The following is a 16665-nucleotide window of genomic DNA, read 5'->3' as shown; positions in this document are numbered from 1 at the left end:
GGAAAGCCGTCCTACACGCCCAGCTCGCGGGCGATCAGCAGCCGTTGCACCTCGCTCGTCCCCTCGCCGATCTCCAGGATCTTGGAGTCGCGCCACATCCGGGCGACCGGGTACTCGTTCATGAAGCCGTAGCCGCCGTGGATCTGGGTGGCCTCGCGGGCGTTGTCCACCGCGATCTCGGAGGAGTACAGCTTGGCCAGGGCGGCTTCCTTCTTGAAGGGCTCGCCGTGCACTAGGCGCGACGCGGCGTCCCGCCAGGCCAGCCGGGAGGTGTGGGCGCGCATCTCCATGTCGGCCAGCTTGAACTGGATCGCCTGGTTGTGGCCGATCGGCCGGCCGAAGGCGTGCCGGTCCTTGGCGTACCGCACGGACTCGTCCACACAGCCCTGCGCGAGGCCGGTGGCCAGCGCGGCGATGGCGATCCGGCCCTCGTCCAGGATGCGCAGGAACTGGGCGTAGCCGCGGCCCTCGGTGCCCAGGAGGTTGCCGGCCGGGACCCGTACGTCGGAGAAGGACAGCTCACGGGTGTCCGAGGCGTTCCAGCCGACCTTGGAGTACGGGGCACCGACGGTGAACCCCGGGGTGCCGGACGGCACGATGATCGAGGAGATCAGCGGGCTGCCGTCGTCCTTGCGGCCGGTGACGGCGGTGACCGTGACCAGGCCGGTGATGTCCGTACCGGAGTTGGTGATGAAGCACTTGCTGCCGTTGATCACCCAGCTGTCGCCGTCGCGGACCGCGGTGGTGCGGGTGGCGCCCGCGTCCGAGCCGCCGTCCGGCTCGGTCAGGCCGAAGGCGCCGAGCACCTCGCCCGCGCACATCCGGGGCAGCCACTCCTGTTTCTGCTCCTCGGTGCCGAAGCGGTAGACCGGCATGGCGCCGAGGGAGACGGCCGCCTCCAGCGTGATCGCCACCGAGGAGTCGACGCGGGCCAGCTCCTCCAGGGCGACGCCGAGGGCGAGGTAGTCGCCGCCCATGCCGCCGTACTCCTCGGGGAAGGGCAGGCCGAACAGGCCCATCCGGCCCATGTCCCGCACTATCTCGTACGGGAACTCGTGCTGCTCGTAGAACTCGCCGATCTTGGGGGCGACCACGTCGTGGGCGAACGCCTCGACCGTGCGCCGCAGCTCTTCGAGTTCGGGGGACAGGCGGTGGTCCAGGGACATCGTTCACTCCTTGTGGGCGAGGGCGCGGACGGTGCGGGACGGGCTCGGGCGGCCCAGCTGTCCGGCCATCCACACGCTGGTGGCGGTGAGCCGGCCCAGATCGACCCCGGTCTCGATACCGAGGCCGTGCAGCATCCACACCAGGTCTTCGGTGGCGAGGTTGCCGGTGGCGCTCTTGGCGTACGGGCAGCCGCCGAGGCCGCCCGCCGACGCGTCGACGGTGCTGACGCCGTGCTGGAGCGCGGCGAGGGTGTTGGCCAGCGCCTGGCCGTACGTGTCGTGGAAGTGCACGCCGAGGCGGTCGGTGGGCACGCCCGCCTCGTTCAGCGCGGCGAGCAGCGCCTGGACGTGGCCGGGGGTGGCCACGCCGATGGTGTCGCCCAGGCTCAGCTCGTCGCAGCCCATGTCGAACAGGGCGCGGCAGACGCGCACGACCTGTGCGACCGGCACCGGGCCCTCCCAGGGGTCGCCGAAGCACATGGAGAGGTAGCCGCGGACGTGCGCCTGCTCCTCCTTCGCGCGGGTGACCACCGGGGTGAACATGGCCAGCGATTCCTCGACCGTACGGTTGAGGTTGGCCTTGGCGAAGGACTCCGTGGCGCTGCCGAAGACCGCGATGCGGCGGGCGCCGAGGGCCAGCGCGCGGTCCAGGCCGCGGTCGTTGGGCACCAGGACGGGCAGCCGCGCGTCGAGGTCCGCCAGCATCGGGTAGAGCTGTTCGGCGTCGGCGAGCTGCGGCACCCACTTGGGGTGCACGAAGCTGGTCGCCTCCACCGTCGTCAGCCCGGCGTCCACGAGGCGGCGTACGAACTCGGCCTTGACCTCGGTGGGGACGACGGCGGACTCGTTCTGCAGGCCGTCCCGGGCGCCGACCTCGTGGATACGGACCCGGGCCGGCAGGCCGGGGGCCGGGACGGGCATCGGAAGTCCGGAAGCGGTCATGCCGTTGCCTCCTCGGCCGGGCCGGACGGCTGCGCAGCGCCCGGGTCCGGGGCACTCGGGTCCTGGGGCCCGCTCTCGTGCGGATCGACGACGGCGAGCACCTGGTCCATGGCGACCGTGCTGCCGGGGGAGACGCCCAGCTCGCTGACCGTGCCGGCGTGCGGCGCGGAGATGACGTGTTCCATTTTCATCGCCTCGACGACCAGCATCCCCTGCCCGGCGGCCACTTCGTCGCCTACGGCCACCTTCACGACGGTGACCGTGCCGGGCATCGGCGCGGTCAGCGCGTCCATCCCGTGCGCCCCGGCGGCGCCGCGCAGCGTCTCGGCGACCGGGTCGTGGTCCGTGACGTGCCAGGCGTCGCCGTCCCGGCCGAGCCAGTCGTCGGCCCGGTGGAAGGTGTGCACGACACCGCCGACGGTGACGCGGACCCGGCCGGCGGTGACGTGGCCGGTGCCGGTGGCGGCCACCGGCTCGTGGCCGGGGACCTTGACCTGGTGGGCGACGGGCGCCGGGCGGCCGCCGATCCGCCAGCCGTCCGGTACGGCGAAGGGGTCCACCCAGCCGCCGTCCGGCACCGGCTCCAGGGCCGCGTTCCGTACGGCAGCGGCGGCCGCGTACACCTCGGCGGGGACGTCGGCAGGCACCAGCGCGTCCATCTCGCGCTCGACCAGACCAGTGTCCAGCTCGCCCGCCACGACGGCCGGGTGGGCCAGCAGACGGCGCAGGAAGCCGGTGTTGGTGGGGACGCCGAGCACAACCGTTTCGGCGAGCGCGGCGCGCAGTTTGCGCAGGGCGGTCGCGCGGTCCGGGCCGTACGCGATGACCTTGGACAGCATCGGGTCGTACAGGCTGCCGACCTCGGTGCCCTCGGCCAGGCCGGAGTCCGTGCGCACCCCGTCGCCCTGCGGCTCGGCGAGCGCCAGGACCGTGCCGCCGGAGGGCAGGAAGCCGCGCGCGCCCTCCTTGACGGAGACCGTCTCGGCGCAGATCCGGGCCTCGACGGCGTGCCCGGTCAGGCGCACGCCCTCCTGCCCGAACGCCAGCGGCTCCCCGGCGGCGATCCGCAGCTGCCACTCGACCAGGTCGAGGCCGGTGACGAACTCGGTGACCGGGTGCTCGACCTGGAGGCGGGTGTTCATCTCCATGAAGTAGTACGAGGACGGGTCGTCGCCCGGCACGATGAACTCGACCGTGCCCGCGCCCCGGTAACCGCACGAGCGGGCGGCCTGCACGGCGGCCTCGCCCATCGCGGCCCGCGTCGCCTCGTCCAGCAGGACGGACGGCGCCTCCTCGATCACTTTCTGATGGCGGCGCTGGAGCGAGCACTCGCGCTCGCCCAGGTGGACGACGTTGCCGTGGCCGTCCGCCAGGACCTGGATCTCGATGTGCCGGGGGCGGTCCACCCAGCGCTCCACCAGCAGCGTGTCGTCGCCGAAGGAGCCGCGCGCCTCGCGCCGGGCCGCGGCGATCTCGTCGGCGAGCAGCGCCTCGTCCCGCACCAGCCGCATGCCCTTGCCGCCGCCGCCCGCGGACGGCTTGAGCAGCACCGGCATCCCGATCTCGCGGGCTGAGTCCGCCAGTTGCGTGTCGGTCAGCCCGCTCCCGGAGGAGCCGGGGACGACCGGCACCCCGGCCGCCCGTACCGTCTCCTTCGCGCGGATCTTGTCGCCCATCAGCTCGATGGCCCCGGCGGACGGCCCGATGAAGACCAGCCCGGCGTCGGCGCAGGCCGCGGCGAACGCGGTGTTCTCGGCGAGGAAGCCGTACCCGGGGTGCACGGCCTGCGCGCCGCTGCGGTGCGCGGCCTCGATCAGGCGGCCCGCGTGCAGGTAGCTCTCGGTGGACGGCGCCGGGCCGATCCGTACGGCCGTGTCGGCCTCGCGGACATGCCGGGCGTCGGCGTCCGCGTCGCTGAACACCGCGACCGAGCGGACGCCCAGCGCGCGCAGCGTCCGGATGACGCGGACCGCGATCTCGCCCCGGTTGGCGACCAGGACGGTGTCGAACATGCTCATCTGTTCCTTCACTCCCCGCACTCCCCTCACATCCGGAAGACGCCGTAGCCCGGCTCGCCCAGCGGCGCGTTGCCGCACGCCGTCAGGGCCAGCCCCAGCACCCGGCGGGTGTCCAGCGGATCGATGACCCCGTCGTCCCACAGGCGCGCGGTCGCGTAGTACGCGCTGCCCTGCGTCTCGTACTGCTCGCGGACCGGGGCCTTGGAGGCGGCCTCCTCCTCGGCGCTCCACTCCTCGCCGCGCGCCTCCAGCTGGTCGCGCTTGACCGTCGCGAGCACGGAGGCGGCCTGCTCGCCGCCCATCACCGAGATCTTCGCGTTCGGCCACATCCACAGGAAGCGGGGCGAATAGGCGCGGCCGCACATCGAGTAGTTGCCCGCGCCGTACGAGCCGCCGATGACGACGGTCAGCTTGGGGACGCGGGTGCAGGCCACCGCCGTGACCATCTTCGCGCCGTGCTTGGCGATGCCGCCCGCCTCGTAGTCGCGGCCGACCATGAAGCCGGAGATGTTCTGGAGGAAGACCAGCGGGATGCCGCGCTGGTCGCACAGCTCGATGAAGTGCGCGCCCTTCTGGGCGGACTCGGAGAACAGGATGCCGTTGTTGGCGACGATGCCGACCGGGTGCCCGTGGATGTGCGCGAAGCCCGTGACCAGCGTCGTGCCGTACTCGGCCTTGAACTCGGCGAAGCGGGAGCCGTCCACGACGCGCGCGATGACCTCCCGTACGTCATAAGGCGTGCGGGAGTCGGCGGGCACCGCGCCGTACAGCCCGGCGGGGTCGGCCTTGGGCTCCTCGGCGGGCCGCACCGTCCAGGGCAGCGGGCCGCGGCCACCGAGCGTGGAGACGATGGTGCGCACGATGCGCAGCGCGTGCGCGTCGTCCTCGGCGAGGTGGTCGGTCACACCGGACGTACGGGAGTGCACCTCACCGCCGCCCAGCTCCTCGGCGGTGACGACCTCGCCGGTCGCGGCCTTCACCAGCGGCGGGCCGCCCAGGAAGATCGTGCCCTGGTTGCGGACGATCACGGCCTCGTCGCTCATCGCCGGGACGTACGCGCCGCCCGCCGTGCAGGAGCCGAGGACCGCCGCGATCTGCGGGATGCCCGCGCCCGACATCCGGGCCTGGTTGTAGAAGATCCGCCCGAAGTGCTCACGGTCGGGGAAGACCTCGTCCTGCATCGGCAGGAAGGCGCCGCCGGAGTCGACCAGGTACAGGCACGGCAGGCGGTTCTCCAGCGCCACCTCCTGGGCGCGCAGGTGCTTCTTGACCGTCATCGGGTAGTACGTGCCGCCCTTGACCGTCGCGTCGTTGGCGACGATCACCGTCTCGCGGCCGGAGACCCGCCCGACGCCCGCGATCACGCCAGCGGCCGGCGCGGCACCGCCGTACATCCCCTCCGCCGCCAGCGGCGCCAGCTCCAGGAACGGCGAGCCGGGGTCCAGCAGCGCGTCCACCCGCTCCCGGGGCAGCAGCTTGCCGCGCGCGGTGTGCCGCGCCCTGGCCTTCTCGCCGCCGCCCAGGCGGGCCGCGGCGAGCCGGGCGCGCAGGTCCTCGGCCAGCTCCTGGTGGGCGGCCTCGTTGGCACGCCAGGCGTCCGACGCCGGGTCGGCCGCGCTGTCGAGCACCGGTGCCACTTCCGCCGGGTCCATCCGCATCCGTGCCCCCGCCTCCTTCGGCTCCCTCACCACGGCTGCTTCGTACGGCTGCCGCGGACGCCGGGGATCGCCCGGCCGTTAATGGGCGTTAACTTCATTTCTCCCAGGTTAACGACCACTAACCCGCCTGTCTACAATCAGTTGTATGAGCAGCACACACGTCCCGGCAGCCACCAGCCGACGCGAGCAGATCCTCAAGGAGGCGGCCCGGCTCTTCGCCGAGCGCGGGTTCCACGGCGTCGGCGTGGACGAGATCGGTGCCGCCGTCGGCATCTCCGGGCCCGGCCTCTACCGGCACTTCGCCGGCAAGGACGCGATGCTGGCCGAACTGCTCGTCGGGATCAGTGAACGGCTGCTGGAGGGCGGCCGCATCCGCGCCGCCTCCGGGGGCGACAGTCCCGCCGCGGTACTGGACGCCCTGATCGAGGGGCACATCGACTTCGCCCTCGACGACCGCCCGCTGATCACCGTCCACGACCGCGAACTGGACCGGCTGCGCGAGGCCGACCGCAAGCGGGTGCGCCGCCTCCAGCGCGAGTACGTGGAGCTGTGGGTGCAGGTGGTGCGCGAGGTGTACCCGGCGTCCACCGAGGCGGACGCGCGCGCCTCCGTGCACGCCGTCTTCGGTCTGCTCAACTCGACCCCGCACCTCAGCCGACCCGGCGCGCTCCCGGGCCGTACGGAGATGGCGGCCCTGCTGCACCGGCTGGCCAGGGGAGCGTTCGCGACGGTGGGCGCGGACGAGGGTGCGAGCGGGCGCGTGGACGAGGGTGCGAGCGGGCGCGCGGGCGGGGGCGTGGGCGGACCCGGGAGACCCTCCGCCCCCTCGGGCACCTCTGGACAGTCCCGCTGACCGGCGGGTAGCTTTCGGCTGAGCAAGCGCTTAGTCGAGGGGTCGGTGGTGGCCGGCCGGCGGACCTGAGGAGGCGGCGGATGCGTCGTACGGTGTTCAACGAGGATCACGAGGCGTTCCGGGAGACCATCCGCGACTTCATCGCCGCCGAGGTCGTCCCCGTCTACGACGAGTGGATGCAGGCCGGACAGGCCCCCCGCGACTTCTACAAGAAACTCGGCGAGCTGGGCGTCTTCGGCATCGAGGTCCCCGAGGAGTACGGCGGCGCCGGCGAGACCAGCTTCAAGTTCAACGCCGTCATCACCGAGGAGTGCGCCCGGGCCGGCGTCAGCTTCGGCGGCTCCGGCGTGCACACCGCGCTCTGCCTCCCGTACTTCCTCAAGTACGCCACCGAGGAGCAGAAGCGGCGCTGGCTGCCGCCCTTCGTCTCCGGCGACATGATGACCGCCATCGCCATGACCGAGCCCGGCACCGGCTCCGACCTGGCCGGCATGAAGACCACCGCGAAGCTCTCCGCGGACGGCACCCACTACGTCCTCAACGGCGCCAAGACCTTCATCACCGGCGGCGTCCTCGCCGACCGCGTGATCGTGTGCGCCCGTACCGCCCCTCCGACGCCCGAGGACCGCCGCGGCGGCATCACCCTCCTGGCCGTCGACACCACCTCCGAGGGCTACGCCGTCGGCCGCAAGCTGGAAAAGCTCGGCCTCAAGAGCTCCGACACCGCCGAACTGTCCTTCACCGACGTCAAGGTGCCCGTCGAGGACCGCCTCGGCGAGGAGGGCAAGGCGTTCTCCTACCTCGGCCAGAACCTCCCGCAGGAACGTCTCGGCATCGCCATCGGCGCCTACGCCCAGGCAGCCGCCGCCGTCCGGTTCGCCAAGGAGTACGTCCAGGAGCGCGAGGTCTTCGGCAAGTCCGTCGCCTCCTTCCAGAACACCAAGTTCGTCCTCGCGGACTGCAAGTCCGAGGTGGACGCCATGCAGGCCGTCGTCGACCGCGCCCTGGAGGCCCACGACACGGGCGACCTGACCGCCGCCGACGCCGCCTCCGCCAAGCTCTTCACCACCGAGCGCGCCGCCGTCGTCATCGACAAGTGCCTCCAGCTGCACGGCGGCTACGGCTACATGCAGGAGTACCCGATCTCCCGCCTGTACGCCGACACCCGCGTCACCCGCATCTACGGCGGCACCAGCGAGGTCATGCGCTCGATCGTCGCCAAGTCCATGGGGCTGTGAGGCCCGGCAGCCGGCCCCCGCGCCCCGCCCGAACGAAAGCCGCACGCGCGTGAACGACGCCCTTCTCGCCCTGCTCGAACAGCTCGACCTGGAGCCCATCGAGCAGGACATCTTCCGCGGCACCAGTCGCCCGTCCGTCGTCCCCCGGGTCTTCGGCGGCCAGGTCGCCGCCCAGGCCCTGGTCGCCGCCGGGCGCACCGTCCCCGACGACCGCCCCCCGCACTCCCTGCACGCCTACTTTCTGCGCCCCGGCGACCCCGGCGCGCCCATCGTCTACACCGTCGACCGCATCCGGGACGGCCGGTCCTTCACCACCCGCCGCGTCGTCGCCGTCCAGCACGGCCAGCCGATCTTCCACCTCTCCGCCTCCTTCCAGGTGTACGAGGAGGGCATGGAGCACCAGGAGCCGATGCCGTCCGCTCCGGACCCGCTGACCCTGCCGACCGCCGCCGAGATGCTGCCCCGCTACGCCGACCGCTTCCGCGAACCGGGCGTCGCACAGCGCCTCCTGGAGGCGCGGGCCGCCGTCGACCTGCGCTACGTGGACGCGCCGCCGTTCGGCACCGCGGGCGAGCCGCGCGAACCGCGCTCCCAGGTCTGGTTCCGCACGCACGGCAAGCTGGACGGCGACATCGACCAGCCGCTGCTACACATCTGCCTGGTCACCTACGTCTCCGACATGACCCTGCTGGACTCGGTGCTGCTCGCGCACGGGCGCGGCGGCTGGGCGGTCGGCGACGTGGTCGGCGCGAGCCTGGACCACGCCATGTGGTTCCACCGGCCGTTCCGCGCCGACGACTGGCTGCTGTACGACCAGGAGTCACCCACCGCGCAGGGCGGGCGGGGACTGGGCAAGGGCCGGATCTTCACGGCGGACGGGCGGCTGGCGGTGTCGGTGATCCAGGAAGGGGTCATCCGGGTGCCGCGGGGGTGAGGGGGCTGAGGGGGAGGAGTCCGTCCGCCGCGGCCGGCGAACGGACCGAAGAAGTCCCTCGTCTCCTCGTCCCTCAGCCCGTCAGGCCCGCCGCACCCAGCAGGTACGCCGTCAGCGGGTCGTAGTACCGCGGGCTCAGAACGTGATCGTCCAGCGGAATCGTCACCTGCAACGTGCCCTCCGCCTCACCGACGAACAGCGCCGGGTCGTTGCAGTCCGCGAACCCGATGGCGTCCAGACCACGCTGGCCCGCGCACCCGGCCCAGCCGTGATCGGCCATGACCAGATCGGGCAGCGCCTCGCCCGCCCGCTCCAGCCCGTCCAGTACGGCGGTCATCGGCGCGGGGAGTGGGTGTGCCACAGCGTCGCGCCGCGCTCCAGCATCGCCACGTCGGCGAACTGGAACACCACACCCTCGTCCGCCTGCAACCCGTCCGGCACGACGACGATGTCGCAGCCCTGGGCGCGCAGCGCCTCGGCGGTGGCCCGGTGCACGTCCAGCAGCCCGCCCGGGTGCCCGGTCGCGAACAGCACGCGTTCCCGCCCGGCGGCGGCCTTGCGCAGCCGGGCGGCGGCGCGCTCCAGGGCGTCCACCGTCAGCTCGGGATCGATGGTGTCCTGGCCCATCCGGTGACGGGTGTCGTCAATGACGCCGCACCGCTCGGCCATCACGGCGAGCACGTCCTGCTCGTCGGTCCAGCGGTCACCGAGTTCGAGTCCGAGCCAGTAGTGACGGTCTCCGTTGGCCAGCTTGCGGTAGTGGTCGAGGTTGTTCTCGCGGGGAGTGGCGACCTCACCGGCGATCCGGGTCCGTACGAGATGGTCGACGAGTTCGGTGCGGCTGGGAACAGGCGGCAGTATCGGCATGAGGTCATTGTCCCTTGAAGCACCGCCTCATGGACGGGATGTCCACCGGCCGACGCCACATCACCACAAATGTCCATGGGCACCCCGGCACCCGCTGCCTACGCTCACCCCCATGACCACCGCACCCGCCGCTTCCGGCGCCTCCCAGGACCCCACGGGCCCCGTCGGCCCCGTCGACTCCTCCCGCGTCCCCCGCTACGCGGGCCCGGCGACCTTCGCCCGGCTGCCCCGCCTCGACCAGGTGGGCACGGCCGACGTCGCGGTGGTCGGCGTCCCCTTCGACACCGGCGTCTCCTACCGTCCCGGCGCCCGCTTCGGCGGCAACGCCATCCGCGAGGCGTCGCGCCTGCTGCGCCCGTACAACCCGGCCCAGGACGCGTCCCCCTTCGCGCTCGCGCAGGTCGCCGACGCCGGCGACATAGCCGCCAACCCCTTCAACATCAACGAGGCCGTCGAGACCATCGAGGCCGCCGCCGACGACCTCCTGGACACCGGCGCCCGCCTGATGACGCTGGGCGGCGACCACACCATCGCGCTGCCCCTGCTGCGCTCCATGGCCAAGAAGCACGGCCCGGTCGCGCTGCTCCACTTCGACGCGCACCTGGACACCTGGGACACCTACTTCGGCGCCGAGTACACCCACGGCACCCCGTTCCGCCGCGCCGTCGAGGAAGGCATCCTCGACACCTCCGCCCTCTCCCACGTCGGCACCCGCGGCCCTCTCTACGGCAAGAAGGACCTCGACGACGACGAGAAGATGGGCTTCGGCATCGTCACGTCGGCGGACGTCATGCGCCGTGGCGTGGACGAGGTCGCCGACCAGCTCCGCCAGCGCATCGGCGACCGCCCGCTGTACATCTCCATCGACATCGACGTCCTGGACCCGGCCCACGCCCCCGGCACCGGCACCCCGGAGGCCGGCGGCCTGACCTCCCGGGAACTCCTGGAGATCCTGCGCGGCCTGGCCGGCTGCAACCTCGTCTCCGCCGACCTCGTGGAGGTGGCCCCCGCCTACGACCACGCCGAGATGACGTCGGTGGCGGCCTCCCACACGGCGTACGAACTGACGACGATCATGTCGCGGCAGATCGCGGCGTCGAAGGGCTGAGCCCAGGTGCGCGGCTCCGGCGCGTCGTGAGGCGCGTCGGGGCGGGGCCGGTCGGGGCGTGGAGGGGCTGGACGGGGCGGGTTACAGCGTGTCCGGCCGGTAGAACTTCCGGTACAGCGCGATGGCGTCCGACGGCGGACGGAGCGGCACGCTGCTGATCTCCCCGGTGTCCTTGGCCACGACCACGCACGTCCCGCCCGGGTTCCGCGGCGGGCGGCGCCGGCCGTCCGGCGTGGTCTTCGGCCGGGGCGGCAGCTTCGCGTACACGAGATACCCGATGTCGAACTCGTGCACCCGCAGCGGGGCGGGCGTGCCGTCGGGCCATACGGGGGCGTACTCCGTACGGGCGATCGCCAGCGCTTCGTCGGCGTTCGCCGGCACCGGTCGGTCGGCGCCGGGAGATCCGGTGTCGGGCATGGGCTTCCTCTGGTTCCTGATTCCTGGTTCCTGTTTTCCGGGCGTCCGGCGTGCGGCTTATGGCTTACGGTTTCCGGCTTACGGCTTACGGCGTCCGGCTTATGGCTTACGGCGTCCGGCTTCTGGATCTTCGGCTTCCGGTGGTGCCTACGGCTGGTGCCTACGGCTGGTGCCTACGGCTGGTGCCTACGGCTCCAGCCCCGGCTCGTTGAGCAGCGTGTCCCAGACCTCCCCGGCGGCGGCCGCCGGATCGATCCCGGCGAGCCACGCCTCCAGTTCCGCCCGGGCTTCGCGCTCGTCCTCGGTGAGCGAAGCGGACAGCAGGAAGCGGTGCCATCGCATCAGGCACACCAGGGCGACGAACTGCGGCAGGGAACTCGCCGCCAGCTGCTCCTCCACATTGGCGGACACGCACAGGACGCGCCCGGTCGCACAGTCCAAGAGCAGGTCCCCGCCGAGAAGTTCGCCCAACCGGTAGTACGGCCCCGACCGCTCGGAATCCGCTGGCTCCTGACCCGGTAGCTCCTGCTCCGAAAGTTCCAGATCCGAAACCTCCAGGCCCAAAACCTCCAGGCCCAAAACCTCCAGACCCGAAAGCTCCAGAATTCCTTCGGTACGCAGTCGCCGGGTGTCGAGCGTGAGCATCTCCGTCAACGGCATCCCGCGCCCGACGAGCCAACGGGCCGCCTCCGTACCCCGCAACCCCTCCGGCAGCTCCGACTCGGACGGGCGGAGCAGACAGTCCGCGCCGAACACCGCGGCGAGGAGTTCCGCGGACGGGTCCCTGAAGGCGTCGGCGAGCGGACGCGGCGCGACCGAACGGGCGTAGCCGTCCAAGAGGGGCGCCGCGTACCAGGGGGACGTTTCCTCCGTCGTGTCCTCGGCCGGGTCGTCCGACAAGAACTCCACGGCGAAGACACCACGGCGGCCGCCGAGCACCGCGAGGTTCCCGACCCGCACGCCCTCCGAGATGTCCCTCGGGCAGCGCGGCATGAAGGCCGCCGCGGACGCATGCGGGGCGGGGCGCCAGCCGCGGGAGGTGTTGACCATGGGCCGGACGGTCGAGTCCGATGCCTCGTCCCCGGCGCCGTCCGACTCGCTCTGCCGCTGCCCCGAGTGCAGGGACCACGTCCACGTACTCTCCAGGTCGTCGCTGGAAGCGCGGACCGTCCGCTCCGTAGCGGTGAGTTCGCTGATGCCGGACGGACGGAGCAGAGTGCCGTCTCCAAAGACGGCATCGGCATCCCCTTCGTGGAATACCCCCACCGGACGCAGATCGCTCCACAGCGTCCGCCACCGCATCTCGACCCCCGAAGCCAGCACGGCGTCCGCGCCCGCCCCGTCCCCTCGGGCGGTCGCGAAGTGATGCAGCCAGGAGGCCCATTCGCTCTGCCGCATCGGCTCCATGGCGAACCGTTCGACGAAGCACAGGTCCGCGGCGACGGTGTCCGGCGGTACGTCCTTGCCGAAGGCGGCGCGTACGGCCTCCATCACCGCGTCGGGGGACAGGCACGCGAGGAGCCGGCGGTCCTCCGCCATCTCCCGCAGGCGTCCGGAGGCCGCGGCATGGCCGGGTACGGCCTGGGCGGCGTACCGCGCCAGCGCGTCACCACCGGCCCAGCCTCCCGGATACGGCCGCGACGAAAGCCGTTCCCCGAGCACTTCCGCGACCCGTACATGTGCCGCGACAGCCTCCGGTCCGGAGGGACGCAGCGCGCGAGCCACGCCTTCGTGGACGAACGCCACGCCGCCGCCCGTGGTCGGGTCGTCCGGCACCCACCGCAAGGTGCCGGTGTGCTGCGGCAGGAGCGCTTCGAGCGCTTCCGGAGCGCTGCGCTCACCGACCACCTCCATGCTCTCGCAGAGCACGCTCCAGGCGTCGAGAGGGACCACCGGAATTTCTCCCAGGGCCAATGCGCGGATTTCGGCGGGACATTCCTCGGGCGAGGGAAGGGAAATGCCGGATTCCATACGGACGAGGCGGGGCGACGTACCGCTTCCCGCCCCGCCGCGCGGCTCTGCTGTTTCCATGACGACGTGTACATTCGCCCGTCGTGCTCTGCCCAACCGGGAAACGCCTCGCGAAATACGTCCGGGCTCGTCGGTGGTCCGGAGCGTCCCCGCCCTCTGCACGTTCGCGAGCAGCACGGTATGACTGCCGCGAACCCGCTTCACCAGGACGTCGAGACTCTCCGTGCCGGCCTTGTGCTCACGCTGCACCCCGCACGCGTCCAGCACACGGAGGACCACGTCATCGGCGCGCAGCCCGGCACAGTCGATCGTTACGGCCTCGGACACCTCCTGGCGGACCAGCTCCAGGACCCGGCTCTTTCCGGAACCGGGCGGACCGGCCACCCGGACCACTCCGCTCCCACGGCCGAACGCCGAAAGCGCTTCCAGAACCCGGCCGGCCGCGGCGACATGGGCTTCCTCGTCATGTCCGTCGGTCATGGTCACACCCTACTGGACTGTGGAATTGCGATGGTTGTCAAGCATTTCGACCGAGAAGACGCCCGTTCCTGCATCAGTTTTCCGATCCTGACTCCGACGCATTCGCCTGCTGGGCGTCGCGCAATTCGAGCCAGATCTCGCCGACGATGTTGAGATGGTCCTGGATTTCCTGGTCGACCATGCGTTTGATGTCCGCCTTGGTCATGTCCTGCGGTTCGTCGGAATCCGGGTCAGGAACCCAGGCGCCGCTGCGGTACGTGGTCGCGTAGTGCACCGTGGTCCCGTCGGAGTGCCGTACCAAGTAGGGGGAGCACTCCGCGTGTCCGGCGCCCTTGACGGTTCCGCAGGGCTCGCGTTCCGTGAACATGGCGTGGATCTGGATGTGCTGGTCGGGGTCGCCGCCCCGGGCCTCGTTCAGCCGCTTCACATATCCCACGAGGTGCGGCTCGGAATGCGCGGTGCTCACACCCTTCTCGCCCGGCGGAATCGAACTGTCGACGATGTAGTTCGTCTTCCCGGAAACCGGGTCGTACACCTCGATGACGGCGTAGTTGCGGCCGGTGAAGTCCGGCCGCGTGGTGGTGGCTCCGTCCCCGCCGGCCGCCTCCTTCAGCTCGGAACGGTCCCGTCCCTCGTCCATGAGCGTCTGGAAAAGGTGATCGCGTACGTTGCGGGAGAAGTCCTTCCCGTCCATGAACGTCGCCTTGCGGTGCTGCTTCACACCACGGGAGAGCGACTCCTCCGCGGCCTTCGCGTCGTTGCTCTGCCGCTTCTTGTCACGGGGCAGCGGCGTTTCACGGTCCGGATCGTCCTCCCACTTGTACGGGCGGTCCACCGGGAAAGGCGAGACCCCGACGGCGTGACTCTCGTGGAAGGAAAGGCTCAGGCGCGCGAGAATCGAGACGACCGCACCCCGTTGACCGGCATCCAGGTCCGCGAAGCCGTCGAGCCGGTTACCGAGCTCGTCCGAACTCAGGGTGAATCGGGGCGGTTCATTCGCCGAGCCGTTCCCGTTCCCGTCCCCGCCGTCCGGTGATCCGTCGGGATCGGTGGCCGGCTCGCCCTGCTCGGGCGTCAGATGCCGGATGAGATCTTCGACGCTGCCGTCGGCCACCCAGTCGCGTACCCGGTCGTAGACGGTGTCCATGTCCGTCTCGTAGACGTCCAGGTTCTCGCGCAGTTCTTGCTGACCCTTGTCCGGCAGGACCCGGACATTGTCCGGGAGATGGTCGGGCGACTGCCCGTCCGGCATACCGGATTCCCGGTACTTGCTCTTGGGCCCGTCGCCCTTCTCCCCGCCCTTCTCTTCACTCTTCCCTTCGTTCTTCTGGTCGCTCTGACCCTGGTGGCTCGTGCCGTCGGTCCCTGCGGGATTTCCGGGCGGGCGCCGCCCCGGAGTACCGGGAGAAACGTCGCGCCGGGTGCCCGGATCGCCATTTCCGGCGGGAGGCGTCACGGGTACGGGCTTGCGGTTCGCGTCGAGCGGGATGGCGAAGACGCCGTGGTCACCGCTGTGCAGGGGCGCGTCACCGCGGCGGCCCGTCTGGGCGTCGATGTAGGTGATCGCGCCGTTGTGGTTGACGACATTCCACGCGTGCGCGCGGCCGTCCGCGCCCTGCGTGACGATGACGGCCTGGGAGCCGTGACCGGAGCGCCGAAGGGTGTCAGCCAGGCCGTCGAACGCCTGGCGACCGTTGCCGTAGTCAGTGAAACGGGCACCGAGCGCGCTCTCCAGCCGGTCCCGGCCACCCGCTTCGCCGCGGTCGGACGGCACTCCGTCAGACGTGAGGTCGGGAGTGCGGGCACCGGCGACGGTGGCCGTACCGGCATACGTGTCGGCCGTGGACAGCGCCACGTCGACACAGTTGTTGCTACGGCCCGGCGCATCCGCCCCGGGTTGGTTGATGTAGTCGGTCCAGTTCCCCTCGTTCGGATCGGGGTGGCGCTGCGGGATGCCCTCCGGCGTACGGGGGACGGCCGATTCGAGGACGCGCTGATGCTCGGGGTCGGGATCGAGGATGCCGCCGGGGTCCGTACGGGGGCGGGACTCCGCCGCGGGGCGGGGGCCGGCCGGGTCTCCGTAGGAAGGTTCGTTGCCGTCGTTGCCGTCGTTGCCGTCGGTGTAGTCGCCTGAGGCGTCGCTGTCCGAGGCCGGAGCCTCGGCTTCCGCCGGGGGATACAGCGGCCGGGCATCGGCGTCCAGCGGAATGTGCCAGACCTCGCCCACGTCCGCGGTGTTGATGGGACGGCTCATCACCTCACGGGACTGGGTGTCCACCCAGACGACGGTCCCGTTGTGGTTGACGGCGTTGAAGAGATGGGAGGAGCCGGGCTCCCCGTCCTCGTCGAGGTAGCCGACCCAGACGACGGCCGCGGCACCGTGCCCGGCGTTGCGGAGATCCTCGGCGACCCGCTCGTACGACTGGGCGTCGTCACCCGCGTGCTGGAACTCCGCGCCCAGCCAGTGCTCGACGTTGCTCTCCCCGTCCCGCTCCCCGAATCCGCCGTCCTCCATCCGGGGCGCGGACACCTGCGGGTTGCCGTACCACGTCTCCAGGAAGGACCGGCTGCAGTCGGCACAGTTGTCGTCCCGGCCCGGCTCGGTGATACCGCCGTCGTTCTGGAGATCGGACCACTCGCCGTACGGATCGGGGAACCGCTGGAAGCTCCCGTCCTCCGCCAGCGGAACCGCGTCCTCCAGGGCCTGCTGGTCGCGCGGGTCCGGGGGAGGAGCCCGCCCTCGCCGTCCCGGAGCTCGTTGCGGAGATCGTCGAGAGACGGTGCGTAGTAGGTGTCGTCAGGGGTGTCGGAGGCGTACGGATCATCGGATACGTACGCGTTGTGGTCATGGGAAGGGTCGGGATCGGGATCGGGATCGGATTCGGGGCCGACGGGCTCGGAGCCGGACTCGGCTCCGGGTTCGCTGGGCGCCGGGGAGTTCCCTACTCGGTCGGTGGGTGTGGGTGCGGGTGTGGGTGCGGGTTTGGGTTCGGTTTCGGGCGTACCGGTCGGG

Annotated in this window: 11 protein-coding genes and 1 pseudogene; 4 read left to right on the top strand and 8 right to left on the bottom strand. The window is 71.4% G+C overall.

The window, feature by feature from the left end; all coding sequences use genetic code 11:
- Nucleotides 1–11 precede the first annotated feature (11 nt).
- From ACEXOX_RS18690 to ACEXOX_RS18675, 4 genes are read right to left on the bottom strand one after another with little or no spacing between them, the layout of a single operon-like run.
- Nucleotides 12–1166 carry an acyl-CoA dehydrogenase family protein gene (locus tag ACEXOX_RS18690; protein WP_406521980.1) on the bottom strand — a complete coding sequence of 385 codons (1155 nt, stop codon included), beginning with the start codon at nt 1164–1166 and terminating at the stop codon, nt 12–14.
- A 3-nt stretch (nt 1167–1169) separates the two neighbouring features.
- Complete coding sequence (locus tag ACEXOX_RS18685) at nt 1170–2108, bottom strand: hydroxymethylglutaryl-CoA lyase (RefSeq protein WP_406521979.1); 939 nt, start codon at nt 2106–2108, stop codon at nt 1170–1172.
- Nucleotides 2105–4120 (bottom strand): acetyl/propionyl/methylcrotonyl-CoA carboxylase subunit alpha, encoded by a 2016-nt coding sequence (locus ACEXOX_RS18680; RefSeq protein WP_406526389.1) that lies wholly within the window; start codon nt 4118–4120, stop codon nt 2105–2107. Before ACEXOX_RS18680 ends, ACEXOX_RS18685 begins: the two co-directional genes overlap by 4 nt.
- Nucleotides 4121–4152: 32 nt before the next feature.
- Nucleotides 4153–5778, bottom strand: coding sequence for a carboxyl transferase domain-containing protein (locus ACEXOX_RS18675; protein ID WP_406526388.1), 1626 nt, complete (start codon nt 5776–5778; stop codon nt 4153–4155).
- A gap of 151 nt (nt 5779–5929) precedes the next feature.
- Between ACEXOX_RS18675 and ACEXOX_RS18670 the strand changes: the two genes are divergently transcribed.
- The 3 genes from ACEXOX_RS18670 to ACEXOX_RS18660 all read left to right on the top strand — a co-directional run bounded on the left by ACEXOX_RS18670 (nt 5930) and on the right by ACEXOX_RS18660 (nt 8809).
- A complete protein-coding gene (locus ACEXOX_RS18670) occupies nt 5930–6637 on the top strand; it encodes a TetR/AcrR family transcriptional regulator (RefSeq protein WP_406521977.1) in 708 nt (235 codons plus the stop codon).
- 80 nt (nt 6638–6717) lie between these two features.
- Nucleotides 6718–7875, top strand: coding sequence for an acyl-CoA dehydrogenase family protein (locus tag ACEXOX_RS18665; protein ID WP_406521975.1), 1158 nt, complete (start codon nt 6718–6720; stop codon nt 7873–7875).
- A 49-nt stretch (nt 7876–7924) separates the two neighbouring features.
- On the top strand, nt 7925–8809 hold the full coding sequence (locus ACEXOX_RS18660; RefSeq protein ID WP_406521973.1) for an acyl-CoA thioesterase: 885 nt from the start codon (nt 7925–7927) through the stop codon (nt 8807–8809).
- Nucleotides 8810–8882: 73 nt separating this feature from the next.
- On the opposite strand, the pseudogene ACEXOX_RS18655 reads toward ACEXOX_RS18660, so the two are convergent.
- Nucleotides 8883–9676: pseudogene (locus tag ACEXOX_RS18655) on the bottom strand (phosphatase).
- A 112-nt stretch (nt 9677–9788) separates the two neighbouring features.
- On the opposite strand from ACEXOX_RS18655, the gene speB reads away from it, so the two are divergent.
- Complete coding sequence (speB, locus tag ACEXOX_RS18650; RefSeq protein ID WP_406521971.1) at nt 9789–10784, top strand: agmatinase; 996 nt, start codon at nt 9789–9791, stop codon at nt 10782–10784.
- Between the two features lie 81 nt (nt 10785–10865).
- On the opposite strand, the gene ACEXOX_RS18645 is transcribed toward speB, so the two are convergent.
- From ACEXOX_RS18645 to ACEXOX_RS18635, 3 genes are all read right to left on the bottom strand, one after another.
- The gene (locus tag ACEXOX_RS18645; RefSeq protein ID WP_030018903.1) at nt 10866–11201 is read right to left on the bottom strand and encodes a hypothetical protein; all 336 of its coding nucleotides are present in this window, start codon (nt 11199–11201) and stop codon (nt 10866–10868) included.
- A 186-nt stretch (nt 11202–11387) separates the two neighbouring features.
- The gene (locus ACEXOX_RS18640; protein ID WP_406521969.1) at nt 11388–13652 is read right to left on the bottom strand and encodes an SUKH-4 family immunity protein; all 2265 of its coding nucleotides are present in this window, start codon (nt 13650–13652) and stop codon (nt 11388–11390) included.
- A 73-nt stretch (nt 13653–13725) separates the two neighbouring features.
- Nucleotides 13726–16260, bottom strand: a complete 2535-nt coding sequence (locus tag ACEXOX_RS18635; RefSeq protein ID WP_406526387.1) for a toxin glutamine deamidase domain-containing protein — start codon at nt 16258–16260, stop codon at nt 13726–13728.
- Nucleotides 16261–16665 lie beyond the last annotated feature (405 nt).

This window comes from Streptomyces sp. Ac-502 (genome assembly GCF_045222935.1).
In the GTDB taxonomy this organism is placed as follows: domain Bacteria; phylum Actinomycetota; class Actinomycetes; order Streptomycetales; family Streptomycetaceae; genus Streptomyces; species Streptomyces monomycini.
Note: the sequence above shows the minus strand (reverse complement) of the source record. Positions and strands in the feature narration are given on the sequence as shown.